The organism is Citrobacter sp. Cpo100 (assembly GCF_030332595.1).
GTDB classification, from domain to species: domain Bacteria; phylum Pseudomonadota; class Gammaproteobacteria; order Enterobacterales; family Enterobacteriaceae; genus Citrobacter; species Citrobacter portucalensis.
In genome coordinates this window covers 108,803-135,248 of record NZ_JAOWHM010000029.1, presented here as the reverse complement: position 1 = coordinate 135,248, position 26,446 = coordinate 108,803, and the positions used below count along the sequence as shown (strand labels likewise).

Genomic DNA, 26,446 nt, shown 5'->3' with positions numbered 1-26,446 from the left:
TGGCGCTAACGCTTATCCGGCCTATAAAGACTGAGTAACCTGTAGGCCTGATAAGCGAAGCGCTATCAGGCGAGAAACAGGCACTACCCTTTACGTAACAACCGCAGCGCGTTCGCGGTCACCAGTACCGTTGCCCCCGTATCCGCCAGCACTGCCAGCCACAATCCGGTTATCCCGAGCAGCGTGGTGACGAGGAAAATCCCCTTCAGACCCAGCGCAATCGCAATGTTCTGGCGAATATTGGCATGGGTGGCCCGCGCCAGCTGAATCATTTGCACCAGACCACGCAGACGGTTGTGGGTCAGGGCTGCATCGGCGGTCTCCAGCGCGACGTCGGTCCCGCTTCCCATTGCAATGCCGATGGTAGCCGCTTTCATTGCCGGGGCGTCGTTGATGCCGTCGCCGATCATCGCCAGCGGCGACTGTTGGTTAAGATGGGTAACGGCCTGCACCTTATCTTCCGGCAAGAGTCCCGCTTTGAATTCGAGGCCCAGTTCACCGGCAATGGCGGCGGCCGCACGCGGGTTATCACCGGTCAGGATCACGCCTTTCACGCCAATCTGATTAAGCTCGCTGATGGCGCTGCGAGCGTCATCGCGCAGCGTGTCCTGTAGGGCCAGTACGCCGAGTACAGTATCGTTACGCAGCACCAACACCACCGTTTGGCCCGCGCTTTCCAGCTCGCTAATCTGCCCGGCAAAGGCGTCGGCAGGCTGCTTACCAGCGGCGCAAATCAGTACGCGTTCGCCGTTGACCAGCGCTTCAATTCCAGAGCCAACCAGCGCCCGTTGCTCTTTTGCGACAGGAATAGTCAGCTCGCGCGTTTGTGCTTCCCGAACAATTGCTTGTGCCAGCGGGTGTGTCGCGCCTTGCTCTACCGCTGCCGCCAGTGCCAGCAATTCAGCCTCACCAATACCGCTTGCCGGATGAATCGCCGTGACGCGTGGTTTACCGACGGTCAGGGTGCCGGTTTTATCAAACGCCACCTGCGTGACTCTACCCAACTGTTCCAGCGCGGCTCCGCCTTTGATTAATGCCCCACGACGCGCCGCAGCGGCCAGACCAGAGGTAATGGCTGCGGGCGTTGAAATCACCAATGCACAAGGGCAGCCAATCAGCAGCAGCGTCAGCCCTTTATAAATCCACTCCTGCCAGGATGCGGCAAACAGCAGTGGCGGTACGAGGGTGACCATCAGCGCAACCGCCATAATGGCTGGAGTGTAAATCCGGCTGAAACGGTCAATAAAGCGCTCAATGGGGGCGCGGCGTTCTTCCGCTTCTTCAATCAGCTTCAGAATACGGTCAATGGCGCTGGCACCCGGTTCTGAGAGCACTTCCAGCGTTACCAGACGATCCACGCTGGTGGCACCCGCTGGGACTTTCTCGCCGGTGGCGCGTTCAACCGGGATCGATTCGCCGGTCAGGGCGCTCTCATCAAAGCTGGCAAAGCCGGAGACCAGTTTGCCGTCGGCAGGTAAACGCCCACCCGCGGCAACCTCAATAACATCGCCAGGCCGGAGGGTATTGATAGCCACCTCTTCGCGCTCGCCGTTACGCAGGCGTGTGGCGGTTTCCGGTTTGAGCGCCATCAGAGCGCTGACCCCTTTACGGGCGCGGCTGGCGGCCCATCCTTCCAGGCGTTCGCCAATTAAAAACAGCAGCAGCACCATGGCGGCTTCCGCCGTCGCGCCGATAAACAGTGCGCCAATAGCGGCGACGCTCATCAACGTTTCAATGGCAAAGTAGCTGCCGGTTTTCATCAGACGTAGGGCCTGACGGGCAATGGGATACAGTCCGACCAGCGTGGTGGCGATAAACGCTATCTGACCGAAAGGATGATTGAACTGCTCCAGCCCCCAGCTAATCGCCATCATAATAATCAGCGAAATCAGCGGCAGGTTTTCTTTAAAACGTGACTCGGGGGCGGCGTCCGTCGTGTGCTCATCGCGCAGGGTATAGCCTGCTTTTTGCACCGCGTTTTCAACTTGCTGGCGGATATCGGAACCGGCATCGACCACTAGTTTTTCAGTGGCGAATAGAACCTGGACCTGGTTGACACCGCTGACCTGGCGGACCGCATTCTCTACTTTGCGGGCGCAAGCTGCGCAGTCCATGCCTGCCACTTTCCAGGAATAGCGGGTGCCTATTACGGTATCGGATACGGTTGGTGTAGTGGAGCAGCTTCCTTCGCAGCAGCAGTCATCCGCCTTTTGTGGTGCAGGCGCAGGCTTGAAAGAAGAGAATTGTGGAACTTTGTTGCCACGGGTATCGGGTGTCGACATGGCATCCTCCGGTTGATAATCATTTCGTATTAACCGGAGGATACACTCTGGAGTCGACTCCAGAGTCAAGCGTTTTAAAGATACAACGAACGAACAATCAGGAAATGTCCGGCGAAGTAGCAGGCGGCGGCAATGGCGTTATCAGCGCGGAAGCGGCGACGGTAATGGCTACCCAGCCAGACAATGTTGCCGATGAACAGGAGGGATGCGCCCATAAATGCCGACAGCGCCGGGGCGGTCGGTCGAAAGAACCACAGCTCACCGGCCATCCAGACCATCATCAGCGTGATGCCGATAAAGGTGCAGATAGCGACACGCAGCTCTTCCAGACGCGTCCAGATCACGGCGATCAGCAACGCCCCCAGCACTACCAGCACCAACGGCAAAGGCCAGAAGAACGACAGCGTCATTTGGCTGGCGAAGTAGATGGTATACAGCAGATGCGACAGGAAGAATGCCCCCACGGCGTACAGCAGGCGTTGGCGCGGTAACAGCGTCAGCGCATCGCCCAGCAGCGAGGCAAGCAGGCCAGCCAGCACCAGATAGCTGATAGCGTTAAACATTGGCGCCTGCCAGGCCAGCAGTGCCAGCAGGAGTAACGTCAGGGGCTTAAAGACCCAGCGTTGCCAGGCAGGTCCACGATAGGAAGCATCCACGAACAACCATGCGGAAAGACAGACAGCGATAAACGACCAAAGCATCTTAGTTCCTTGAATTCGTTATTTTTTCGTAAGCGGGGTGCTCACGGCTCTACTGTCCAGTGTAGAGGTCGACACAGCCAGATGACAACACCATAACAGACGATGTATGCTTATTTCCGCATTTTCTGATGGGTTAATAATATGAGCAAACCACCACTTTTTTTCATTGTTATCATTGTCTTAATCGTTGTCGCTGCGTCGTTTCGCTTTGTTCAGCAGCGGCGAGAAAAAGCCGATAATGATGCGGCGCCGCTGGTGCAAAAGCAGGTGGTGGTAAGTAACAAACGGGAAAAACCGCTAAACGATCGGCGATCCCGTCAGCAGGAAGTGAGCCCGGCAGGAACCAGCATGCGCTATGAAGCCAGCTTTAAGCCACAAAACGGGGGGATGGAGCAGACGTTTCGTCTGGATGCGCAGCAGTACCACGCATTAACGGTCGGGGATAAAGGCACGCTGAGTTACAAAGGTTCGCGATTTGTTGATTTTAAGCCTGGGCAATAAAGCCGATCGGCACTGTATTTATCTTGCCAGTGCCGATAATAAATTCAACTGAAATATATAACACTATTCAAATATAGTGATTATTTATTCTTCTGTTAAAATAACGTTGGCATTATATTTTTTTTGTGTGACTAAAATATCGATTGTATCACTATTCTGTTATCCGCCTTTCACTATCCTATTATTCCAACGTTGTCGCATGAATATAAACATGTAATTTAAATGGCTAAGGAATTGAAATGGCGAATACAACATGGTTGACCTTGAATGGGCAGGCGCAGGGATTGATTTCTGCTGGTTGTGCATCGGTAAATTCGATAGGAAATAAATCACAAACGGCCCACCGTGATCAGATAATGGTCATGACAGTGAATCATGGCATGAGTCGGGTACAAAATGTGAACCATCAATGTTTGACGTTTATAAAGCCAGTAGATAAATCCTCACCGTTATTAGGGAAAGCCATAACTGACAATGAAACACTGAACTGTGAATTTAGCTTCTATCGCACGAGTCCTGCGGGTTTAAATGAGTGTTATTACGCGATAAAACTTATCAATGCCAGAATATCCAGCATCCATTTACAGGGGCCTCATACTATCGATGACAGTGCGGGTCAGCCAGAAGAAATCATTGAGCTTTCCTATGAGTCAATTACCTGGGATCACATTATGGCGGGAACCAGTGCATACAGCATTTGGGATGAGCGAATTTATTAAGGAGTAATGATGGAAAGGTATTATGACTGGATAGGGAATCACCGTGAAGATATTCTTAGAGGAAATAACCGGCAACGTAATCAGCGTATTGAGAACGAAATCAGAACGCTGAAAAATAATCTGAATAGCAATACACAACACATTATGCTGCTAACGCTTGAAGAGGCGCAGGGCGTGATTGATGATTTGCTGGGCAGCAAATCCGTCAGTTTTTCGACCAATTATGCAGGTAATATCAAAGATGCGGCTGATGCGACTAAAAAGCTGTCGAAGCTTTTTTCTTATCAGCAGGCCGGAAAGATTGTCTTCACCTTAAAAGGCCTTGGGATTAAAGCAACGCAGTATGCTTATCAGGGAAAGCTGTATGTGAAGATTACGGGCTACCCTTCTCTGCGGCGCATTCTTAACGGAACCCGTTACCGGATTAACCATCCTAAGGTACTTGAAGTGGGCATTGGCAGCGCCGGGTTTCGAAATAACATAATGTCAGGGGCCAGATTCTGCATCTGGTTTTCCGCCTGCTGGCGGTTCATTGAGGTGGTGTTTAAATCCGAGCATGACGTCGCCGCATTGCTGGGAAACGTGACGATGGATGTGGCGAAGGTGATTGTGAGTGTTTTTGTCTCGCAATCAGTGGGTAGTACTCTTGGGTTAGCTGTACCTCTATTGTTCTCTAGCGCCGCCGTTCCGGTTTGGGGAGAAATTGTCGGTGTCGTTGTATTAGGTTTTATTATTACCTGGTCTCTGAATGAAGTGGACAACAAATATGAGCTATCAGACAAACTGATAGCGTGTATTCGTGAGGGACTTAAAGAACGGCAAAGAATCGAAGAGAGGAACATCCAACGGCTGGGGTGCAGAAGCTCCCTTTATGGCGGAAATTATTGACATGAAGCATAATATTAATCTGGTGAATATTAAGAAGAGATGCAACTTATTTCTCTGTATATTCATTTTTGGGGGGGGGACTTGGGTGGAGTATATTGCCAGCGTACCGGATCTCACCGATCTTATTGAATCCAGAAGCATCGTCTATTTTTTCTGGGGTTCATTTTGCATGTTTTTCATGATTCCGGTGACCGGTTGCTTTACTTTGGGCACTGCCTATCTGGCTTTTGCGAAAAGCATGCAGCCGCCAAAATTCTTCGACAGGACATTTACCATTGTTTTCCACGTCGCGGGGGTAGGATTTGTTATTGGTAATATTTTCTCTTTTATTGTTATTTTTTATCCTCTTGGTACTAACTATGTTTTATGTGAGCGTCCAGGCCCGACGTCTGGCACCTATTACACCCGGACCGAAGAGATTTGCGAGCAGGTGAAACACCTGCGGAAAACAAGAGCCAGTAAAGATATTCCAAAACTGAAAGATCAACTGGACGGTATATTACCACCGTGATGGTGAGTTGCAGGCCCAGCCCGGCCCGCAACGTGCCGCCGGGCGAAAAGATCACAGCTACTTCTTCAACTGATCTTTAATCTTCTTCTGCCACACCAGTAGCTCAAAGACGCCGAACAGAAAAATACGGATTTTCTCTCCGTTGGTCATCTGCGGGCCATCTTTAGGCATGGTGCTTTTTAGCAGCGCCAGCTGCATGCCATGCATCAGCACCATAAATATCAGTGCGACGTTAACGAAGATGTTAAGCGGGCGTGGAAAGGGTTGGAAAATATTCAGTAGTAAAAATGCCCAGACGCACAGCATCAACAGGCGTCCCAGGTTAATCAGCATCGTGCTCTCCTTGTGCTTCACGTTGGTACAGGCGATAGGCGACCTGTCCGGCGACTTTCTCACGGTATAGCGACCAGTTCACCGGAACCGGCGGTAAGCCGTTTTCTACTTCGCTTTCAACGTAAATATACGCTTCATTTGCCAGCCAGCCATGAGTTTCCAGAAGAGTTAATGTTTCTTCCAGTAATCCTTTGCGAAACGGCGGGTCAACAAATACCACGTTATGCGGCGTACCTGCCTGAGCCAAAAATATCAGCGTATTGGTATTGACGACGCGGGCATGGGAGGCTTTTAGCGTGGCGAGATTCTTTTGTAGCTGCTGAGATACCGCGCGATCCATCTCCAGAAGCGTCGCATTTGCCGCATAGCGAGAGAGGGCTTCCAGCCCCAGCGCGCCGCTGCCGGCGAAGCAGTCCAGACAGTGAGCATCGACCATTACCGGGGCCAGCCAGTTAAACAACGTTTCGCGCACACGGTCGGTGGTCGGACGTAAGCCGGGGCTGTCCGGAACCGGGAGTTTACGGCCACGCCATTGCCCGCCAATAATGCGGATCTGGCCGCTACCAGAGTGATTCGGTTTTTTCATTTCAATTATTGCTCAATCCGCTGCTGACGTGTCATTCCAGGCGGTGATGTGAGTTAAGTTAAGTGATAGACTATTTCATCATTTTTTTAGCTGCTATGTACATAGCGTTGACGCTGTGCCATGAAGCAACAGCGGGGGAGTGTAGTCGCAAATGGCGAAAGAGAAAAAACGTGGCTTTTTTTCCTGGCTGGGCTTTGGTCAAAAAGAGCAGGCACCGGAAAACGAGACAGAAGTAAAAAATGAAGAACAACAACCGGTTGCTGAAGAAACTACCGTCGTTGACGAACAGCCGCACGTCGAGGAAACCCGTAGCGAGGCTGAAACGCAAGCCTTTGCAACTGAAGTCGTTGAAGTAACTGAACAGGTTGCGGAAATCGAAAAACTGCAGCCGGAAGAAGAACCTGTCGCCGAACAAGCGCAGCCGGAGATTGAGCCGGTTGCTGAACCCGTTGCTGAAACTGTAGTGGAAACGCCAGCAGCGGTGGTTATCGAACGAGAAGAATTGCCGCTGCCGGAAGAGGTTAAAACTGAAGAAGTTTCTGCCGAAGAATGGCAGGCCGAAGCGGAAACCGTGGAAATCGTTGAGGCGGCTGAAGAAGAAGCTGAAAACGAACCGCAACTGACCGACGAAGAGCTGGAAGCACAGGCGCTGGCCGCTGAGGCTGCTGAAGAAGCGGTTATGGTGGTGCCGGTAGAAGAAGAGGTGGTCCAGGAGCAGGAAAAACCCACCAAAGAAGGTTTCTTTGCGCGTCTGAAACGCAGCCTGCTGAAAACAAAAGAAAACCTCGGTTCCGGATTTATCAGTCTGTTCCGTGGTAAAAAAATCGACGATGATCTGTTTGAAGAGCTGGAAGAGCAGCTGCTGATCGCTGATGTGGGTGTAGAAACGACCCGCAAGATCATTGCGAATCTGACGGAAGGCGCCAGCCGTAAGCAGCTTAAAGATGCTGAAGCGCTGTACGGTCTGTTGAAAGAAGAGATGGGCGAGATTCTGGCGAAGGTTGACGAACCGCTGAACGTTGATGGCAAAACACCATTTGTTATCTTAATGGTTGGCGTCAACGGCGTGGGCAAAACCACCACTATTGGTAAGCTGGCGCGTCAGTTTGAGCAGCAGGGTAAATCGGTAATGCTGGCGGCAGGTGATACTTTCCGTGCGGCGGCAGTAGAACAGCTGCAGGTTTGGGGTCAGCGTAACAACATCCCGGTGATTGCTCAGCATACTGGCGCGGATTCCGCGTCCGTTATCTTTGATGCCATCCAGGCGGCGAAGGCGCGTAACGTAGACGTGCTGATCGCTGATACCGCAGGGCGTTTGCAGAATAAATCGCACCTGATGGAAGAATTGAAAAAAATCGTTCGCGTCATGAAGAAGCTGGACGAAGATGCGCCGCATGAAGTTATGCTGACTATCGACGCCAGCACCGGGCAGAATGCGATAAGCCAGGCCAAACTGTTCCATGAAGCGGTGGGCTTAACCGGTATCACCCTGACCAAGCTGGACGGTACGGCGAAGGGCGGGGTTATCTTCTCGGTTGCCGATCAATTTGGCATCCCTATCCGCTATATCGGTGTGGGCGAACGTATCGAGGATTTACGTCCGTTTAAAGCGGACGATTTTATAGAGGCACTTTTTGCCCGAGAGGATTAACAATGATTCGCTTTGAACATGTCAGCAAGGCCTATCTCGGTGGGAGACAAGCGCTGCAGGGAGTGACTTTCCATATGCAGCCTGGCGAGATGGCGTTTCTGACCGGCCACTCCGGCGCGGGGAAAAGTACCCTGCTGAAGCTGATTTGTGGAATTGAACGGCCCAGCGCCGGGAAAATCTACTTTAGCGGGCATGACATCAGCCGTTTGAAAAACCGTGAAGTGCCGTTTCTGCGTCGCCAGATTGGCATGATTTTTCAGGATCACCACCTGTTGATGGACAGAACCGTGTTTGACAATGTGGCAATCCCGCTGATCATCGCGGGCGCCAGCGGGGACGATATTCGTCGTCGCGTGTCAGCGGCGCTGGATAAGGTCGGGCTGTTGGACAAAGCGAAAAACTTCCCGATTCAGCTCTCCGGCGGTGAACAACAACGCGTCGGCATCGCCCGTGCGGTGGTGAATAAACCTGCGGTGCTGCTGGCGGATGAACCAACGGGGAACCTGGATGACGCGCTGTCAGAAGGGATCCTTCGCCTGTTCGAAGAGTTTAACCGCGTCGGGGTCACGGTATTAATGGCCACGCACGATATTGGTCTGATCTCCCGTCGCTCCTATCGCCAAATGGTTCTGAGCGATGGACATCTGCATGGAGGCCTGGCGCATGAATAGACGTGACGCTATTAACCAAATCAAACAGTTCGGTGGCCGACTGGATCGCTTTCGTAAATCGGGCGGTGCGTCGGGTGACGGCGGTCGCAACGCGCCAAAGCGTGCGAAAGCCGCGCCAAAGCCGAACTCGCGTAAAACTAATGTCTTTAACGAGCAGGTACGTTATGCGTTTCAGGGCGCGTTACAGGACCTGAAAAGCAAGCCGCTGGCGACGTTTCTGACGGTGATGGTCATTGCCATCTCCCTGACGCTGCCAAGCGTATGCTACATGGTTTATAAGAACGTAAACCATGCGGCAAGCCAGTATTATCCGTCTCCGCAGATCACCGTTTACCTGCAAAAAACGCTGGATGATGATGCGGCGGCGCGGGTGGTTGGTCAGTTGCAGGCCGAGCAGGGCGTGGAGAAAGTGAATTATCTTTCCCGTGACGACGCGCTGGGTGAATTCCGCAACTGGTCTGGCTTTGGCGGCGCGCTGGATATGCTTGAAGAGAACCCGCTTCCGGCCGTGGCGGTTGTTATCCCGAAACTGGACTTCCAGGGTACGGAGTCGCTGAACACGCTGCGTGACCGCATCGCACAAATCAACGGTATTGATGAAGTGCGAATGGATGACAGCTGGTTCGCTCGCCTGGCGGCGCTGACGGGCCTTGTCGGACGCGTTTCCGCGATGATCGGCGTGCTGATGGTGGCGGCGGTCTTCCTCGTCATCGGTAACAGCGTGCGGCTGAGTATTTTTGCGCGTCGCGATACCATTAACGTGCAGAAACTGATTGGCGCGACGGATGGATTTATCCTGCGTCCGTTCCTCTACGGCGGTGCACTGCTCGGTTTTTCCGGTGCATTTCTTTCACTGATTTTGTCAGAAATTTTGGTGATGCGTCTGTCGTCAGCGGTGACTGAGGTGGCACAGGTATTTGGAACCAAGTTTGATATCAATGGCTTATCATTCGACGAGTGCCTGTTATTGCTGCTGGTGTGCTCAATGATTGGCTGGGTGGCAGCCTGGCTTGCCACAGTTCAACATTTACGCCACTTTACCCCCGATTAAAAAATCTCTGGTATAATCTTTCCCTGCACTGAGTAGTTCGCTCTGCAGGGAAAGAGTCCCTGTGATCTCTTCCCGGCGTATTCATTGTGATGTCACATTTTGTGCGTAATCTATACACATTACGACATGGAACTTGTGGATAAAATCACTGTCTGATAAAAGATTGAATGATATTCTCGTTGCTCATAAGCTCTGGCATGGTTGTTGCTACTGGTTTTTGTTAATTAGTTTTTAGCCAATGCGCCAGATGAAAAGATTGAGAGGATTTGAATGACCAAAGAAATGCAAAATTTAGCTTTAGCCCCTGTTGGTAACCTGGAATCTTACATCCGGGCTGCGAACGCGTGGCCGATGTTGTCGGCTGACGAGGAGCGGGCACTGGCTGAAAAGCTGCATTACCAGGGCGATCTGGAAGCAGCTAAAACGCTGATCCTGTCTCACCTGCGCTTTGTTGTTCATGTTGCTCGTAATTATGCGGGCTATGGCCTGCCGCAGGCGGATCTGATTCAGGAAGGTAATATCGGCCTGATGAAAGCTGTGCGCCGTTTCAACCCGGAAGTGGGTGTGCGCCTGGTTTCCTTCGCCGTGCATTGGATCAAAGCTGAGATCCACGAATATGTTCTGCGTAACTGGCGTATCGTTAAAGTCGCGACTACCAAAGCACAGCGTAAGCTGTTCTTTAACCTGCGTAAAACCAAACAGCGTCTGGGCTGGTTTAACCAGGACGAAGTTGAAATGGTTGCTCGCGAGCTGGGTGTTTCCAGCAAAGACGTGCGCGAAATGGAATCCCGTATGGCGGCACAGGACATGACGTTTGACATGTCTTCAGACGATGAGTCTGACAGCCAGCCGATGGCCCCGGTGCTGTATCTGCAGGATAAATCTTCTAACTTTGCCGACGGCATTGAAGAAGATAACTGGGAAGATCAGGCCGCGAACAAACTGACCCACGCAATGGAAGGTCTGGACGAGCGTAGCCAGGACATCATTCGTGCCCGTTGGCTGGACGAAGACAACAAGTCGACGTTGCAGGAACTGGCCGATCGCTACGGCGTTTCCGCTGAACGTGTTCGTCAGCTTGAAAAGAACGCCATGAAAAAACTGCGCGCGGCGATCGAAGCGTAATCTTCGCGCATTGCCAATGAACCCTCGAATGTGAATTCGGGGGTTTTGTTTTTTGTAGGCCGGATAAGGCGTTTACGCTGCCATCCGGCAACACCTTTGCCCGATGGCGCTTTGCTTATCGGTCCTACGACCTTTCCTCCCCTCCCCAGATACGAATTTGTTATCTGGATGTAAATTTAGCTATTCCAAAATAATAAAAATCGGGTATGTTTTAGCAGAGTATGCTGCTAAAGCACGGGTGGCTATCCAATAATCGAAATAAAGTGCTGAACAACAACATCACAACACACGTAATAACCACAATAAAGGGGATTGTCAGGATGAATATGAAGGGTAAAGCGTTATTGGCAGGATGTATCGCCCTGTCTTTGAGCAATATGGCGTTTGCTAAGGATATTAAAGTTGCCGTCGTCGGCGCGATGTCCGGTCCGGTAGCGCAGTATGGCGATCAGGAATTTACTGGCGCAGAGCAGGCGATTGCAGATATCAACGCCAAAGGCGGCGTGAAAGGCGACAAACTGGTCATGGTGAAATATGACGATGCCTGTGACCCGAAACAAGCGGTAGCGGTAGCTAACAAAGTGGTCAACGACGGGATTAAATATGTTATCGGCCACCTGTGCTCGTCTTCCACTCAGCCTGCGTCAGATATCTATGAAGACGAAGGCATTCTGATGATCACCCCAGCGGCAACGGCACCTGAGCTGACCGCGCGCGGCTATAACCTGGTGATGCGTACCACCGGTCTGGATTCCGATCAGGGCCCAACCGCTGCCAAATATATCGTTGAAAAAGTGAAGCCGAAGCGCATTGCGATCGTTCACGACAAACAACAGTACGGTGAAGGCCTGGCGCGTTCCGTGCAGGACAACCTCAAGAAAGCCAACGCTGACGTGGTGTTCTTCGACGGGATCACCGCTGGCGAGAAAGATTTCTCTACGCTGGTGGCGCGTCTGAAGAAAGAGAATATCGATTTCGTTTACTACGGTGGTTACCACCCGGAAATGGGGCAGATTCTGCGCCAGGCACGCGCTGCGGGTCTGAAAACCCAGTTTATGGGACCAGAAGGGGTAGCGAACGTGTCGCTGTCTAACATCGCGGGTGAGTCTGCAGAAGGCTTACTGGTAACGAAACCGAAGAACTACGATCAGGTTCCGGCGAACAAACCGATCGTGGACGCGATAAAAGCCAAGAAACAGGATCCGAGCGGCGCATTCGTATGGACCACCTACGCCGCGCTGCAATCCTTGCAGGCAGGTCTGAACCAGTCTGACGACCCGGCTGAAATTGCCAAATACCTGAAAGCAAACTCAGTGGAAACCGTAATGGGGCCGCTGTCATGGGATGCGAAGGGCGATCTGAAAGGCTTCGAATTCGGCGTGTTTGACTGGCATGCAAACGGGACGGCGACCGACGCCAAATAATTTTCCTGGCGCCTTTCGCGCTGCAGATGCGTTGGCTACGTTATTCAACCCCGGTCACTTACTTATGTAAGCTCCCGGGGACTTCATAACTTGCCGCCTTCCTGCAACGTGAAATTCTTGGAAAATTGCGAGATGGTTTTTTATTTTTTGCTCCCAGCATGTAGGCCGGATAAGCGTCAGCGCCATCCGGCTTTTTTATCTTTTTTCCCAGCCATTCTCCTGGGCTGTAAACCCTAACGCCTGCATAAACGCGGCCATCACGCAGCGGTCTTCAACGCCGACGTCGGCCATCCACCATGAACTCACGTCAGGGTTTTCCCGGATGACTTCTTCGATCAAATACTGCCCGACGCCGCGACGGCGGGTGATATCGCGTACGCGCAATGAATCTAATGCACCTTGCGTGCCGCTCAGGGTTACGCGAACTGCGCCTAACAGACGCTCGTTAAAGCGTGCGGCGTAGATCCGGTGCGTTTCATCTACGCTTAACGATGAGGCGGAATATTCCGGCCAGATTTTGCCCAGATCAATCTGGTCCTGGTCGCTAAAGTTATCTAAACGAACGATGGTCAGCTTCATTAACAGCATGTCCAAATCACAAAAGATGGAATGAGTGTACCGAAATAATTCGCCTGGATGCTTTCTCTTTTTTATGTGAATAACCAGATTAATAATTTTGTAACAACGGTAATGACAGTTTGAAACCGTAGAGATTGAAAAACAGGCAGAATAATACCCTGGAATGCAGCATTTTATTCGGCTCATTGTGCCGTTATTTTATGCTGACAAACGTGCTTTTTTTTGTTTATCTATAGTGAAAAGCAGAATATTATCTTTTCTTAATCGACTGAAAAATAGAGATTTTAGCCTGATTTTGCTTAATAAACTGCGCTAAACCATTAATGAGGCTGGTAAAAATAGTGCAGTTCAAAAAAAGCACAGACTGCTTTTTAACCACATAAATACAAAATATTAATTACGTCACGAATGGGGATTCAGGTAATGAAACGGAATGCGAAAACAATCATCGCAGGGGTGATAGCACTGGCAATGTCACACGCGGTCATGGCGGAAGATATCAAGGTCGCTGTTGTCGGCGCGATGTCAGGTCCGGTCGCGCAGTGGGGCGATATGGAATTTAATGGCGCACGTCAGGCCATTAAAGATATCAATGCCAAAGGCGGGGTCAAAGGCGACAAACTGGTCGCTGTGGAATATGACGATGCCTGCGATCCGAAACAGGCCGTTGCGGTAGCGAACAAAATCGTCAATGACGGCATTCAGTACGTTATTGGACATCTGTGCTCATCTTCCACGCAGCCCGCATCAGATATCTATGAAGATGAAGGCATTCTGATGATTTCTCCGGGTGCCACAAACCCGGAACTGACCCAGCGAGGTTACGCTCACATTATGCGTACAGCGGGTCTGGACTCCTCTCAGGGGCCGACCGCCGCGAAATACATTCTGGAGAAGGTGAAGCCACAGCGTATCGCCATCATTCACGATAAACAGCAATACGGTGAAGGTCTGGCGCGTTCGGTGCAGGACAGCCTGAAAGCGGGCAAAGCCAACATCGTTTTCTTTGACGGTATCACCGCCGGGGAAAAAGATTTTTCTGCGCTGATCGCTCGCCTGAAAAAAGAAAATATCGACTTTGTTTATTACGGCGGCTACTACCCGGAAATGGGGCAAATGCTGCGCCAGGCGCGTTCCGTCGGGCTGAAAACCCAGTTTATGGGACCTGAGGGCGTCGGCAATGCGTCGCTGTCTAACATCGCCGGTGATGCTGCTGAAGGCATGCTGGTAACCATGCCAAAACGCTATGACCAGGATCCGGCGAATAAGGCTATCGTCGATGCGCTCAAAGCTGACAAGAAAGATCCAACCGGACCATACGTGTGGATCACTTATGCAGCCGTCCAGTCATTGGCGACAGCAATGGATCGCAGCGGTAGTAAAGAGCCGCTGGACCTGGTGAAAGATCTGAAAGCACACGGGGCTGATACCGTGATTGGGCCGCTGAAATGGGACGAAAAAGGCGATTTGAAGGGATTTGAGTTTGGTGTCTTCCAGTGGCATGCAGACGGTTCTTCGACCGTCGCGAAGTAATACCTGAAGACGAGTTATCCCACCGCCCGTGCAAAACGGGCGGGTTTAAAAAGGTTACCTTATGTCCGAGCAGTTCCTCTATTTCTTGCAGCAGATGTTTAACGGCGTCACGCTGGGAAGCACCTACGCGCTGATCGCCATCGGTTACACGATGGTGTACGGCATTATCGGCATGATCAACTTCGCCCACGGCGAGGTATATATGATCGGCAGCTATGTCTCCTTTATGATCATCGCAGCGCTAATGATGATGGGCATCGATTCCAGCTGGCTACTGGTCGCGGCGGGCTTCGTCGGCGCGATTGTGATTGCCAGCGCCTATGGCTGGAGCATTGAACGCGTGGCGTATCGGCCCGTGCGCAGCTCCAAGCGCCTGATCGCGCTGATTTCCGCTATCGGGATGTCCATCTTCCTGCAAAACTACGTCAGCCTGACGGAAGGTTCGCGCGACGTGGCGCTGCCCAGCCTGTTTAATGGCCAGTGGACTGTCGGCAGTAGCGATAACTTCTCTGCTTCCATCACCACCATGCAGTTGGTTATCTGGATCGTAACCTTCCTGGCGATGCTGGCGCTGACGCTGTTTATCCGTTACTCCCGTATGGGCCGCGCCTGCCGTGCCTGTGCAGAAGACCTGAAGATGGCCAGCCTGCTCGGCATTAACACCGATCGCGTGATTGCGCTGACCTTTGTGATTGGCGCGGCAATGGCGGCGGTTGCGGGCGTGCTGCTCGGTCAGTTCTATGGCGTAATTAACCCTTACATCGGCTTTATGGCCGGGATGAAAGCCTTTACCGCGGCGGTACTGGGCGGTATTGGCAGTATTCCTGGCGCGATGATCGGCGGCCTGATTCTGGGCGTTGCGGAAGCGCTCTCCTCTGCTTATCTGAGTACTGAATACAAAGACGTTGTTTCATTCGCGCTGCTGATTCTGGTGCTGCTGGTGATGCCGACCGGTATTCTGGGTCGCCCGGAGGTAGAGAAAGTATGAAACCGATGCATTTTGCAATGGCGCTGCTCTCTGCCGCTATGTTCTTCGTCCTGGCGGGCATCTTTATGGGCGTTCAGTTAGAGCTGGACGGTACCAAGCTGGTGGTCGATACCGCCGCGGATATCCGCTGGCAGTGGGTGTTTATCGGCACTGGCGTGGTCTTTCTTTTCCAACTGCTGCGTCCAGCCTTCCAGAAAGGCCTGAAGAGCGTCTCCGGACCGAAATTTATTCTGCCGGCGATTGACGGCTCCACCGTTAAACAGAAGCTGTTCCTGGTGGCGCTGCTGGTGATTGCCGTGGCGTGGCCGTTTATGGTGTCACGCGGTACGGTGGATATCGCCACGCTGACGATGATTTATATCATCCTCGGCCTCGGCTTAAACGTGGTGGTAGGGCTTTCGGGCCTGCTGGTGCTGGGCTACGGCGGCTTCTATGCCATCGGCGCTTACACCTTCGCGCTGCTGAACCATTACTACGGTCTGGGCTTCTGGACCTGCCTGCCGCTGGCGGGACTGGTTTCCGCTGCTGCGGGCTTCCTGCTCGGCTTCCCGGTACTGCGCCTGCGCGGTGATTATCTGGCGATTGTGACCTTAGGCTTCGGCGAAATCGTCCGCATCCTGCTGCTCAACAACACCGAAGTAACCGGCGGTCCAAACGGTATTAGCCAGATCCCGAAACCGACCTTTTTCGGTCTGGAGTTCAGCCGTACCGCCCGTGAAGGCGGCTGGGATACCTTCAGCAACTTCTTTAACGTCAAGTACGATCCGTCTGACCGCGTCATTTTCCTCTATCTGGTGGCGCTGCTGCTGGTGGTCTTCTCGCTGTTTGTTATTAACCGTTTGCTGCGTATGCCGCTGGGTCGTGCGTGGGAAGCGCTGCGTGAAGATGAAATTGCCTGTCGCTCGCTGGGCTTAAACCCTACGCGCATCAAGCTGACAGCCTTTACCATCAGCGCCGCGTTTGCCGGTTTTGCCGGTACGCTGTTTGCCGCGCGCCAGGGCTTCGTCAGCCCGGAATCCTTCACCTTTGCCGAGTCGGCATTTGTGCTGGCGATTGTGGTACTGGGCGGAATGGGCTCACAGTTTGCGGTGATCCTCGCAGCTATCCTGCTGGTGGTGTCACGCGAGCTGATGCGTGATTTCAACGAATACAGCATGTTAATGCTGGGTGGTTTAATGGTACTGATGATGATCTGGCGTCCGCAGGGCTTGTTGCCGATGACCCGTCCACAGTTGAAGCTGAAAAACGGGGAAGCAAAAGGAGAGCAGGCATGAGTCAGCCATTATTATCCGTTAACGGCCTGATGATGCGCTTCGGCGGTCTGCTGGCGGTAAACAACGTTGAACTGGAACTGCGACCGCAGGAGATCGTTTCGTTAATCGGCCCGAACGGTGCGGGGAAAACCACGGTCTTTAACTGTCTGACCGGTTTTTATAAGCCGACCGGCGGGACGATTAAGCTGCGCGACCAGCACCTGGAAGGGTTGCCGGGTCAGCAAATCGCGCGTATGGGCGTGGTACGTACTTTCCAGCACGTGCGTCTGTTTCGCGAAATGACGGTGATTGAAAACCTGCTGGTGGCGCAACATCAGCAACTGAAAACTGGCGTCTTCTCCGGCCTGTTGAAAACCCCGTCGTTCCGTCGCGCGCAGAGTGAAGCGTTGGATCGCGCCGCTACCTGGCTGGAGCGTATTGGCTTGCTGGAGCATGCCAACCGTCAGGCCAGTAACCTGGCCTATGGCGATCAGCGCCGTCTGGAAATTGCCCGCTGCATGGTGACCCAGCCGGAAATCCTGATGCTCGACGAACCCGCTGCTGGACTCAACCCGAAAGAGACCAAAGAGCTGGACGAGCTGATTGCTGAACTGCGTAACCATCACAACACCACCATTTTGTTGATTGAGCACGACATGAAGCTGGTGATGGGGATTTCTGACCGTATTTACGTGGTGAACCAGGGCACGCCGCTGGCGAATGGGACGCCGGAACAGATTCGTAATAACCCGGATGTTATCCGCGCCTATTTAGGTGAAGCATAATGGGGGCGAGGATTAATATGGATAAGGCGATGTTATCGTTCGACAAAGTCAACGCCCACTACGGCAAGATACAGGCGCTGCACGACGTCAGCTTGTATATCAACCAGGGTGAAATCGTTACTCTGATTGGTGCTAACGGCGCGGGAAAAACCACGCTGCTCGGCACATTGTGTGGCGACCCGCGAGCGACCAGCGGGCGAATCGTCTTTGATGGTAAAGACATTACCGACTGGCAGACGGCGAAAATTATGCGCGAAGCGGTAGCGATTGTGCCGGAAGGGCGTCGCGTGTTTTCCCGCATGACGGTGGAAGAGAACCTGGCGATGGGCGGCTTCTTTGCCGAAAAGGACCAGTTTCAGGAACGCATCAAATGGGTGTATGACCTGTTTCCCCGTCTGCATGAGCGTCGTATTCAGCGTGCGGGAACGATGTCCGGCGGTGAACAGCAGATGCTGGCGATAGGCCGTGCGCTGATGAGCCAGCCGAGGCTGCTGCTGCTTGATGAACCGTCGCTGGGTCTGGCGCCGATTATCATCCAGCAGATTTTTAACACCATCGAACAGCTGCGCGAGCAGGGGATGACCATCTTCCTCGTCGAACAGAACGCTAACCAGGCGCTGAAGCTCGCCGATCGCGGCTACGTGCTGGAAAACGGTCATGTGGTGCTGGAAGACACCGGTGATGCGTTACTGGCTAACGAAGCGGTGCGTAGTGCGTATCTGGGCGGTTAATCATTATATGAATAGACAAGGGGCCCGCTGTGGCCCCTTTTTATTGCTCTATGTTATTATTGAGAATGGTTATCAATAATAAAAATGAACATGGAGAAAGGATGATTCGTTCAGGTACCTGCATGATGATTGGCAGTTTGTTTTTGACGCTTTCACTAACCACCCTGGCCTCAACACCGCCAGCGTTTGACCCGCGCGATCCCGCTATCTGGGAAGAGAAACCGGACAACCCGTTAGCGCAATCGGATTCGCCCTGCGAAGTGTTTACCAACTCGGTATGCCCTGGCTGGGAAGATGATAAATCAGATATCCAGCGTGAACGTGAGCGGCGAGAGCAGCAGCGTTTACAGAATGAATATGAGCGACGCTGGCGTCGGGATTAATCTTCCTTGCTGGAGCAGCCGATAACGCCATCCAGGCCGGAGAAGGTATAGCGATATCCGGCTTTGTTGTGCACCACCCCGCATTTTCCTGTCACTACGCTTTCACCGCCTTGCCATCTGTTTGTCGCCTTACTATCTTTTTTTTGTAATAAAAAAGTTATTTTTCTGTCATTCGAGCATGTCATGTTACCCCCGCGAGCATAAAACGCGTGATATCGCGCATCCGGCACAACAAGAGAGATAACCGATGATATCGTTACGACATACAGCTTTAGGACTGGCACTTAGCCTGGCATTTGCAGGTCAGGCACTGGCGGTCACCACTATCCCGTTCTGGCACTCAATGGAAGGCGAACTGGGTAAAGAAGTTGATTCACTGGCGCAACGTTTTAATGCAGCCAATCCCGACTACAAAATTGTTCCGCAGTACAAAGGCAACTACGAGCAGAGCCTGAGTGCAGGAATTGCTGCTTTCCGTACCGGAAACGCGCCTGCGCTGCTGCAGGTTTATGAAGTGGGTACGGCAACCATGATGGCCTCAAAAGCCATTAAACCGGTCTATGAAGTATTCAAAGAGGCTGGCATTAACTTCGATGAGTCTCAGTTCGTACCGACCGTTTCCGGTTACTACACCGACTCTAAAAGCGGACACTTGCTCTCCCAGCCGTTTAACAGCTCCACTCCGGTGCTGTACTACAACAAAGATGCCTTCAAAAAAGCCGGTTTAGACCCGGAGCAGCCGCCGAAAACCTGGCAGGATCTGGCGGAGTACACCGCGAAGCTGAAAGCCGCAGGCATGAAGTGCGGTTACGCCAGCGGCTGGCAGGGATGGATTCAGATTGAAAACTTCAGCGCCTGGAACGGTCTGCCGGTAGCAACCAAAAACAATGGCTTTGACGGTACCGACGCGGTGCTGGAGTTCAATAAACCGGAACAGGTGAAACACATCGCTCTGCTGGAAGAGTTGAACAAAAAAGGTGATTTCAGCTACTTCGGGCGTAAGGACGAATCCACTGAGAAGTTCTACAACGGGGATTGTGCCATTACCACCGCCTCTTCCGGTTCTCTGGCTGACATCCGTCACTACGCTAAATTCAACTATGGCGTCGGGATGATGCCGTACGATGCTGATGTGAAGGGTGCGCCGCAGAATGCGATTATCGGTGGGGCCAGCCTGTGGGTGATGCAGGGTAAAGACAAAGCAACCTACGAAGGCGTGGCGCAGTTCCTCAACTTCCTGGCGAAGCCTGAAATTGCTGCTGAATGGCACCAGAAGACCGGCTATCTACCGATCACCACCGCTGCCTACGACCTGACCCGTGAACAGGGCTTCTATGAGAAGAACCCTGGGGCTGATATCGCCACCCGCCAGATGCTGAACAAGCCGCCGTTGCCGTTCACCAAAGGGCTGCGTTTGGGCAATATGCCGCAGATCCGCACTATTGTGGATGAAGAGCTGGAAAGCGTCTGGACTGGGAAGAAAACCCCGCAGCAGGCACTGGATGCCGCCGTTGAGCGTGGCAATCAGTTACTGCGCCGCTTTGAGCAATCGACCAAGTCTTAAGTGTATAAGTGCCTGATGGCGTTGCGCTTATCCGGCCTACAAGTTCGTAGTTTGTAGGCCGGGTAAGGTGCTTGCACCGCCATCCGGCACCTTCCAGGAAAAGAACCTACATGTCTTCATCCCGTCCGGTATTCCGCTCGCGTTGGCTTCCCTATTTGTTGGTGGCTCCGCAGCTGGTTATCACCGTTATTTTCTTTATCTGGCCCGCCGGTGAAGCGCTGTGGTACTCGCTACAATCCGTTGATCCGTTTGGTCTTTCCAGCCAGTTTGTCGGACTGGAAAACTTTGTCGCGCTGTATCATGACCCGTACTACCTCGACTCATTCTGGACCACCATTAAGTTCAGTACGTTAGTCACGGTAAGCGGTCTGCTGGTGTCGTTATTTTTTGCGGCGCTGGTGAATTACGTGGTGCGCGGCAGCCGTTTTTACCAGACGCTGATGCTGTTGCCCTATGCCGTCGCGCCTGCCGTCGCCGCCGTATTGTGGATCTTCCTGTTTAACCCAGGTCGCGGGCTGATTACCCATTTTCTCGGTGAGTTTGGCTATGACTGGAACCATGCGCAAAACAGCGGTCAGGCGATGTTCCTGGTGGTGTTTGCATCGGTCTGGAAGCAGATTAGTTACAACTTCCTGTTCTTCTTTGCCGCACTGCAGTCTATCCCGCGATCGCTGATCGAAGCTGCTGCGATTGATGGCGCAGGGCCGGTTCGCCGCTTCTTTAAGCTGGCGCTGCCGTTGATAGCCCCGGTCAGCTTCTTTCTGCTGGTGGTGAATCTGGTTTATGCCTTCTTTGATACCTTCCCGGTTATTGATGCCGCCACGGCGGGTGGGCCGGTGCAGGCGACGACCACGCTGATTTATAAGATCTACCGTGAAGGGTTTGTCGGGTTGGATCTGGCTTCTTCCGCCGCACAATCGGTGGTGCTGATGTTCCTGGTCATTATTTTGACGGTGGTGCAGTTCCGCTATGTGGAAAGTAAGGTGCGTTACCAATGATTGAGAACCGTCGTGGGCTGACAATATTCAGCCATGCCATGTTGATTATGGGGATCATGGTGATCCTGTTTCCGCTGTACGTCGCGTTTGTCGCGGCGACGCTGGACAACAAAGCGGTGTTTGAAACGCCGATGACGCTGGTTCCCGGCACGCAGTTGCTGGAGAACATGAAATACATCTGGGTCAACGGTGTGGGCGTCAACAGCGCGCCGTTCTGGTTGATGATGCTTAACAGCTTCATCATGGCGTTCAGTATTACGGTAGGGAAAATCACCGTCTCCATGCTCTCCGCATTCGCCATCGTCTGGTTCCGTTTTCCGCTGCGCAACCTGTTCTTCTGGATGATTTTTATCACCCTGATGCTGCCGGTTGAGGTGCGAATCTTCCCCACCGTGGAGGTTATCGCCAACCTGAAAATGCTCGACAGCTATGCGGGTCTGACGCTGCCGTTGATGGCATCGGCTACTGCGACCTTCCTGTTCCGACAGTTCTTTATGACCCTGCCGGATGAGCTGGTTGAGGCGGCGCGAATTGACGGTGCGTCACCGATGCGTTTTTTCCGCGATATCGTACTACCACTGTCAAAAACCAATCTGGCGGCGCTGTTCGTTATCACCTTTATCTACGGCTGGAACCAGTATTTGTGGCCGTTGTTAATTATTACCGACGTCAATTTGGGCACTGCGGTGGCGGGTATCAAAGGCATGATCGCCACCGGTGAAGGCACCACGCAGTGGAACCAGGTAATGGCTGCCATGCTGCTGACGCTTATCCCTCCGGTAATCATCGTGTTAGCCATGCAGCGCGCCTTCGTACGCGGTCTGGTCGATAGTGAGAAATAAAAATGGCTGGTTTAAAACTACAGGCAGTAACCAAAAGCTGGGACGGCAAAACCCAGGTGATTAAACCGCTGACGCTGGACGTCGCGGACGGGGAATTTATCGTGATGGTTGGCCCATCCGGCTGCGGAAAGTCTACGCTGCTGCGGATGGTGGCTGGGCTGGAGCGGGTGAGCGGTGGCGATATCTGGATTGATAATAAACGCGTCACCGAGATGGAGCCGAAGGATCGCGGCATTGCGATGGTCTTTCAAAACTACGCGCTCTACCCGCATATGAGCGTGGAAGAAAACATGGCCTGGGGGCTGAAAATCCGCGGGATGGGCAAGGAGCACATTGCTGAACGGGTAAATGAGGCGGCGCGTATTCTCGAGCTGGGTGAGCTGCTCAAACGTCGTCCGCGCGAACTTTCTGGCGGTCAGCGCCAGCGCGTAGCGATGGGGCGAGCGATTGTGCGTGACCCAGCGGTATTCCTGTTCGATGAGCCGCTTTCTAACCTCGATGCCAAGCTGCGCGTGCAGATGCGTCTGGAGTTACAACATCTGCATCGCCGCCTGAAAACCACTTCGCTATACGTGACGCACGACCAGGTTGAAGCGATGACCCTCGCCCAACGGGTGATGGTGATGAACAAAGGCATTGCCGAGCAGATAGGTACACCGGTTGAGGTGTATGAAAAGCCTGCCAGCCGCTTTGTGGCGAGTTTTATCGGCAGCCCGGCGATGAACCTGCTGGACGGGTGCATCAGTACCTCGGGCACCCATTTTGAACTGGAGGGCGGCATGACGCTACCCATCGGCAGAAGCGCGAGAGAGTCTATTGGGCGTAAAATGACGTTGGGTATCCGCCCAGAGCATATTGCGCTAAGCTCGCAGGCCGAAGGCGGCGTGCCGTTGGTTGTTGATACACTGGAAATGCTGGGCGCAGATAACCTGGCACACGGACGCTGGGGCGAGCAAAAGCTGGTGGTGCGACTGGCGCATCAGCATCGCCCAACGGCAGGCAGCACGCTGTGGCTGCATCTGCCGGAAAATCATCTGCATCTTTTTGATGGCGAAACAGGACAACGCGTATGAGTAACTGGCCTTACCCCCATATTGTCGCCCATCGTGGCGGCGGTAAGCTGGCCCCGGAAAACACCCTGGCGGCGATCGACGTGGGGGCGCGATACGGGCATACCATGATCGAGTTTGACGCTAAATTGTCGAAAGACGGTGAGATCTTCTTACTGCATGATGACAACCTGGAGCGAACCAGCAACGGCTGGGGCGTGGCAGGCGAGCTGAACTGGCAGGATTTATTGCGCGTGGACGCCGGCGGCTGGTTTAGCGGTGAGTTTAAAGGTGAACCGCTGCCGCTGCTCTCGCAAGTGGCCGAGCGCTGCCGTCAGCACGGTATGATGGCGAATATTGAAATTAAACCCACAACCGGCACCGGAACGTTAACTGGCAAAGTCGTGGCGCTGGCCGCGCGGGAGCTGTGGGCGGGAATGACGCCGCCACTATTGTCATCCTTTGAAATTGATGCACTTGAAGCGGCGCAGCAGGCGGTACCTGAACTGCCGAGAGGCTTGCTGCTTGATGAATGGCGCGAGGACTGGCGCGAGCTGACCACGCGGCTTGGCTGCGTCTCTATTCATCTTAATCACAAACTGCTGGATGAAGCGCGTGTGGATGCGCTGCGTGATGCGGGGCTACGTATTCTGGTATATACCGTCAACCGACCCCAGCGCGCGGCGGAACTGCTGCGCTGGGGCGTGGACTGCATCTGTACCGATGCCATTGATACGATTGGTCCGGATTTCCAACCTTTTTAAGGCCCAATCGTTTTTAACGGAACGTTAGGCTGCGGCGTGCTGGAGGGCTTCAGCATGTCGCCGTTCTTTTTCTCTGACAGCATATGTTGCTTATTCAGAGAGCTGTCCGGGTTACGGGTTCCACTCAACATCCCACCGTTGCTGTTGGGCAGCATTTGCTGCTGGCTGGGATTCAACTCGCCTGGCTGAGACTGAAGGACCCGCTGGGAGTTGGTGTTAATTTGGTTTTCCAGATGCTGTTGCTGCATACGCGTCTGCGTTTGCAACTGTTGGTTGAGCATCCCTTTCTGCTGAATTTGCTGCGTTTGCATTTGGGTTTGCATACGCTGCTGACTCGGGATCTGATAACCGGGTTGGTTCGGGTTATTCATGGTGTTGATGGGCTGTGCAAAGCCTGCAAACGGCAACAGCATGGCTAAAAGTAAGAGTCGTTTCATCGCTTTTCTCCTCTCGGGGATCTCTTAAGTTTACTCCTTTCTCGCCGTTACGATGATTATTTCAGAGTTATGCACCAGGCTTAGTGGGGGCAGACCCCCATACATCTGGAGAATAACGATGATAAAACCGACGTTTTTACGCCGGGTAGCCATTGCTGCTCTGCTCTCAGGAAGTTGTTTTAGCGTTGCTGCCGCGCCGGCTGCGCCACCGCCGGTATCTTACGGAGTCGAGGAAGATGTGTTCCATCCCGTACGCGCTAAGCACGGAATGGTGGCCTCTGTGGATGCTTTAGCTACCCAGGTTGGGGTGGACATACTTAAACAGGGCGGGAATGCCGTCGATGCCGCCGTGGCGGTTGGCTATGCGCTGGCGGTGACGCATCCCCAGGCGGGCAATCTGGGCGGCGGTGGTTTTATGCTGCTGCGTACCAAAGACGGTAACACCACAGCGATCGATTTTCGTGAAATGGCGCCTGCTGGCGCGACCCGTGACATGTTCCTCGATGAGCAGGGCAACGCCGATGCGAAAAAGTCGCTGACGTCGCATCTGGCATCCGGTACGCCGGGTACCGTGGCGGGTTTCTCGCTGGCGCTGGAGAAATACGGCACGATGCCGCTGAACAAAGTGGTGCGCCCGGCGATGAAGCTGGCGGAAGAGGGCTTTGTGGTTAATGACGCGCTGGCCGACGATCTGAAAACTTATGGCAGCGAAGTGCTCCCTAATCACGAGAACAGCAAAGCCATTTTCTGGAAGGACGGCGAGCCGCTGAAAAAGGGCGATAAGCTGGTGCAAAAGAATCTGGCGAAAAGCCTGGAAATGATTGCCGAGAATGGTCCGGATGCGTTTTATAAAGGGGCGATTGCCGATCAGATAGCCGGGGAAATGCAGAAGAACGGCGGGCTGATGACCAAAGAGGATTTAGCCAGCTATAAAGCCGTGGAGCGCACGCCGATCAGCGGTGACTATCGCGGGTATCAGGTCTTCTCCATGCCGCCGCCGTCCTCTGGCGGTATTCACATCGTGCAGATCCTCAATATTCTCGAAAACTTCGATATGAAGAAGTACGGATTTGGCAGCGCCGATGCTATGCAGGTTATGGCTGAAGCGGAGAAATATGCTTACGCCGACCGTTCAGAATATCTGGGCGACCCGGATTTTGTGAAAGTGCCGTGGCAAGCGCTGACCAACAAAGCCTATGCTAAAACGCTTGCCGATCAGATTGATATCAACAAGGCTAAGCCCTCCAGCCAGATCAAACCTGGCAAGCTCGCCCCGTATGAAAGCAACCAGACTACGCACTTCTCGGTAGTGGATAAAGACGGCAATGCCGTGGCGGTAACGTATACCCTGAATACCACCTTCGGGACCGGCATCGTGGCGGGTAACACCGGTATTCTGCTGAATAACGAAATGGATGATTTCTCCGCTAAGCCAGGCGTGCCGAACGTTTATGGACTGGTGGGCGGTGATGCCAACGCGGTTGGACCGAAGAAGCGTCCGCTGTCGTCGATGTCGCCGACTATCGTGGTAAAAGACGGGAAAACCTGGCTGGTTACCGGCAGCCCAGGTGGAAGCCGAATCATCACTACCGTACTGCAAATGGTGGTCAACAGCATTGATTTTGGGATGAACGTCGCCGAAGCGACCAACGCACCGCGCTTCCATCATCAATGGTTGCCGGATGAACTGCGCATCGAGAAGGGCTTCAGCCCGGATACAATCAAGCTGCTGGAGCAAAAAGGACAGAAAGTAGCGCTGAAAGAGGCGATGGGCAGCACGCAGAGCATTATGGTTGGACCGGATGGCGCACTGTATGGTGCTTCTGACCCGCGTTCCGTGGATGACTTAACGGCGGGGTACTAAGCATAACAGCCCTCTTCGGTGGGAGAGGGCTTGACAAATATTTTTTACTATAGTGAATGGTCTTGGTGATACCGGTCAATTTCGATTAGCAACTTATGGCCTTGGGCGGATACGCGATAATAATCCATTCCTGAGGGGGTTCTTGCTACTATATCGACTAAACCCGCTTTGGATAGGTTATTTATGAGCCTAACTACGTTACCAACTCCATCCATTCTCCTACTGGTCATTGC

General features: G+C 53.1%; 27 protein-coding genes and 1 pseudogene. 21 read left to right on the top strand and 7 right to left on the bottom strand.

The window, feature by feature from the left end; translation table 11 throughout:
- Window positions 1–83: 83 nt before the first annotated feature.
- Window positions 84–2,282 (bottom strand): Zn(II)/Cd(II)/Pb(II) translocating P-type ATPase ZntA, encoded by a 2,199-nt coding sequence (gene zntA, locus OGX96_RS05980; RefSeq protein WP_286582422.1) that lies wholly within the window; start codon window positions 2,280–2,282, stop codon window positions 84–86.
- Between the two features lie 74 nt (window positions 2,283–2,356).
- Window positions 2,357–2,983: a lysoplasmalogenase gene (locus OGX96_RS05975; RefSeq protein ID WP_003827558.1), complete on the bottom strand. Its 627-nt coding sequence runs from the start codon at window positions 2,981–2,983 to the stop codon at window positions 2,357–2,359.
- Between the two features lie 141 nt (window positions 2,984–3,124).
- On the opposite strand from OGX96_RS05975, the gene OGX96_RS05970 reads away from it, so the two are divergent.
- The 4 genes from OGX96_RS05970 to OGX96_RS05955 all read left to right on the top strand — a co-directional run bounded on the left by OGX96_RS05970 (window position 3,125) and on the right by OGX96_RS05955 (window position 5,602).
- A complete protein-coding gene (locus tag OGX96_RS05970) occupies window positions 3,125–3,484 on the top strand; it encodes a DUF2500 domain-containing protein (RefSeq protein WP_198802851.1) in 360 nt (119 codons plus the stop codon).
- Between the two features lie 239 nt (window positions 3,485–3,723).
- A complete protein-coding gene (locus OGX96_RS05965; protein WP_286582419.1) occupies window positions 3,724–4,203 on the top strand; it encodes an Hcp family type VI secretion system effector in 480 nt (159 codons plus the stop codon).
- Window positions 4,204–4,209: 6 nt separating this feature from the next.
- Window positions 4,210–5,091 carry a hypothetical protein gene (locus tag OGX96_RS05960; RefSeq protein ID WP_233097532.1) on the top strand — a complete coding sequence of 294 codons (882 nt, stop codon included), beginning with the start codon at window positions 4,210–4,212 and terminating at the stop codon, window positions 5,089–5,091.
- Entirely contained in the window at window positions 5,075–5,602 is a 528-nt protein-coding gene (locus OGX96_RS05955; RefSeq protein WP_060682895.1) for a DUF1240 domain-containing protein, read from the top strand. Before OGX96_RS05960 ends, OGX96_RS05955 begins: the two co-directional genes overlap by 17 nt.
- Before the next feature lie 57 nt (window positions 5,603–5,659).
- Here OGX96_RS05955 and OGX96_RS05950 read toward each other — a convergent pair whose 3' ends face one another.
- Window positions 5,660–5,935 carry a DUF1145 family protein gene (locus OGX96_RS05950; RefSeq protein WP_003023415.1) on the bottom strand — a complete coding sequence of 92 codons (276 nt, stop codon included), beginning with the start codon at window positions 5,933–5,935 and terminating at the stop codon, window positions 5,660–5,662.
- Window positions 5,925–6,521: a 16S rRNA (guanine(966)-N(2))-methyltransferase gene (gene rsmD / locus OGX96_RS05945; protein ID WP_198802861.1), complete on the bottom strand. Its 597-nt coding sequence runs from the start codon at window positions 6,519–6,521 to the stop codon at window positions 5,925–5,927. Before rsmD ends, OGX96_RS05950 begins: the two co-directional genes overlap by 11 nt.
- 151 nt (window positions 6,522–6,672) lie before the next feature.
- Between rsmD and ftsY the strand changes: the two genes are divergently transcribed.
- The 5 genes from ftsY to livJ all read left to right on the top strand — a co-directional run bounded on the left by ftsY (window position 6,673) and on the right by livJ (window position 12,443).
- A complete protein-coding gene (gene ftsY / locus OGX96_RS05940) occupies window positions 6,673–8,172 on the top strand; it encodes a signal recognition particle-docking protein FtsY (RefSeq protein WP_198802862.1) in 1,500 nt (499 codons plus the stop codon).
- A gap of 2 nt (window positions 8,173–8,174) precedes the next feature.
- Complete coding sequence (ftsE, locus tag OGX96_RS05935) at window positions 8,175–8,843, top strand: cell division ATP-binding protein FtsE (protein ID WP_003023420.1); 669 nt, start codon at window positions 8,175–8,177, stop codon at window positions 8,841–8,843.
- Window positions 8,836–9,894 (top strand): permease-like cell division protein FtsX, encoded by a 1,059-nt coding sequence (gene ftsX, locus OGX96_RS05930; RefSeq protein ID WP_003827568.1) that lies wholly within the window; start codon window positions 8,836–8,838, stop codon window positions 9,892–9,894. Before ftsE ends, ftsX begins: the two co-directional genes overlap by 8 nt.
- Window positions 9,895–10,164: 270 nt before the next feature.
- Window positions 10,165–11,019, top strand: a complete 855-nt coding sequence (gene rpoH / locus OGX96_RS05925) for an RNA polymerase sigma factor RpoH (protein WP_003023425.1) — start codon at window positions 10,165–10,167, stop codon at window positions 11,017–11,019.
- Between the two features lie 320 nt (window positions 11,020–11,339).
- Window positions 11,340–12,443 carry a branched chain amino acid ABC transporter substrate-binding protein LivJ gene (gene livJ / locus OGX96_RS05920; protein ID WP_139153507.1) on the top strand — a complete coding sequence of 368 codons (1,104 nt, stop codon included), beginning with the start codon at window positions 11,340–11,342 and terminating at the stop codon, window positions 12,441–12,443.
- 83 nt (window positions 12,444–12,526) lie between these two features.
- On the opposite strand, the pseudogene OGX96_RS22660 reads toward livJ, so the two are convergent.
- Both OGX96_RS22660 and panM read right to left on the bottom strand, forming a co-directional pair.
- Window positions 12,527–12,654: pseudogene (locus OGX96_RS22660) on the bottom strand (hypothetical protein).
- A complete protein-coding gene (gene panM / locus OGX96_RS05915) occupies window positions 12,639–13,022 on the bottom strand; it encodes an aspartate 1-decarboxylase autocleavage activator PanM (protein WP_060683761.1) in 384 nt (127 codons plus the stop codon). The pseudogene OGX96_RS22660 and the gene panM overlap by 16 nt, the downstream one beginning before the upstream one ends.
- Before the next feature lie 423 nt (window positions 13,023–13,445).
- Here panM and livK point away from each other — a divergent pair, with 423 nt between their 5' ends.
- The 11 genes from livK to ugpQ all read left to right on the top strand — a co-directional run bounded on the left by livK (window position 13,446) and on the right by ugpQ (window position 23,912).
- Entirely contained in the window at window positions 13,446–14,555 is a 1,110-nt protein-coding gene (livK, locus tag OGX96_RS05910) for a high-affinity branched-chain amino acid ABC transporter substrate-binding protein LivK (RefSeq protein WP_003023433.1), read from the top strand.
- A 61-nt stretch (window positions 14,556–14,616) separates the two neighbouring features.
- Complete coding sequence (livH, locus tag OGX96_RS05905; protein WP_003827575.1) at window positions 14,617–15,543, top strand: high-affinity branched-chain amino acid ABC transporter permease LivH; 927 nt, start codon at window positions 14,617–14,619, stop codon at window positions 15,541–15,543.
- Window positions 15,540–16,817, top strand: coding sequence for a branched chain amino acid ABC transporter permease LivM (gene livM / locus OGX96_RS05900; protein WP_286582411.1), 1,278 nt, complete (start codon window positions 15,540–15,542; stop codon window positions 16,815–16,817). Before livH ends, livM begins: the two co-directional genes overlap by 4 nt.
- The gene (gene livG / locus OGX96_RS05895; RefSeq protein WP_003023438.1) at window positions 16,814–17,581 is read left to right on the top strand and encodes a high-affinity branched-chain amino acid ABC transporter ATP-binding protein LivG; all 768 of its coding nucleotides are present in this window, start codon (window positions 16,814–16,816) and stop codon (window positions 17,579–17,581) included. Before livM ends, livG begins: the two co-directional genes overlap by 4 nt.
- Before the next feature lie 17 nt (window positions 17,582–17,598).
- Window positions 17,599–18,312 carry a high-affinity branched-chain amino acid ABC transporter ATP-binding protein LivF gene (gene livF / locus OGX96_RS05890; protein ID WP_003827581.1) on the top strand — a complete coding sequence of 238 codons (714 nt, stop codon included), beginning with the start codon at window positions 17,599–17,601 and terminating at the stop codon, window positions 18,310–18,312.
- A 101-nt stretch (window positions 18,313–18,413) separates the two neighbouring features.
- The gene (locus tag OGX96_RS05885) at window positions 18,414–18,695 is read left to right on the top strand and encodes a hypothetical protein (protein ID WP_167820485.1); all 282 of its coding nucleotides are present in this window, start codon (window positions 18,414–18,416) and stop codon (window positions 18,693–18,695) included.
- Between the two features lie 247 nt (window positions 18,696–18,942).
- The gene (ugpB, locus tag OGX96_RS05880) at window positions 18,943–20,259 is read left to right on the top strand and encodes a sn-glycerol-3-phosphate ABC transporter substrate-binding protein UgpB (RefSeq protein ID WP_003827583.1); all 1,317 of its coding nucleotides are present in this window, start codon (window positions 18,943–18,945) and stop codon (window positions 20,257–20,259) included.
- Between the two features lie 110 nt (window positions 20,260–20,369).
- Entirely contained in the window at window positions 20,370–21,257 is an 888-nt protein-coding gene (ugpA, locus tag OGX96_RS05875; RefSeq protein ID WP_167820484.1) for a sn-glycerol-3-phosphate ABC transporter permease UgpA, read from the top strand.
- On the top strand, window positions 21,254–22,099 hold the full coding sequence (gene ugpE / locus OGX96_RS05870; protein ID WP_003023450.1) for a sn-glycerol-3-phosphate ABC transporter permease UgpE: 846 nt from the start codon (window positions 21,254–21,256) through the stop codon (window positions 22,097–22,099). Before ugpA ends, ugpE begins: the two co-directional genes overlap by 4 nt.
- A gap of 2 nt (window positions 22,100–22,101) precedes the next feature.
- Window positions 22,102–23,172 (top strand): sn-glycerol-3-phosphate import ATP-binding protein UgpC, encoded by a 1,071-nt coding sequence (locus OGX96_RS05865; protein WP_008786359.1) that lies wholly within the window; start codon window positions 22,102–22,104, stop codon window positions 23,170–23,172.
- Entirely contained in the window at window positions 23,169–23,912 is a 744-nt protein-coding gene (gene ugpQ / locus OGX96_RS05860; protein WP_003827589.1) for a glycerophosphodiester phosphodiesterase, read from the top strand. The genes OGX96_RS05865 and ugpQ overlap by 4 nt, the downstream gene beginning before the upstream one ends.
- On the opposite strand, the gene OGX96_RS05855 is transcribed toward ugpQ, so the two are convergent.
- Window positions 23,909–24,349 carry a DUF2756 family protein gene (locus OGX96_RS05855; RefSeq protein WP_048215386.1) on the bottom strand — a complete coding sequence of 147 codons (441 nt, stop codon included), beginning with the start codon at window positions 24,347–24,349 and terminating at the stop codon, window positions 23,909–23,911. The two genes, ugpQ and OGX96_RS05855, sit on opposite strands and share 4 nt — an antisense overlap.
- A gap of 118 nt (window positions 24,350–24,467) precedes the next feature.
- Here OGX96_RS05855 and ggt point away from each other — a divergent pair, with 118 nt between their 5' ends.
- Window positions 24,468–26,213: a gamma-glutamyltransferase gene (gene ggt / locus OGX96_RS05850; protein WP_048215387.1), complete on the top strand. Its 1,746-nt coding sequence runs from the start codon at window positions 24,468–24,470 to the stop codon at window positions 26,211–26,213.
- Window positions 26,214–26,446: the final 233 nt, after the last annotated feature.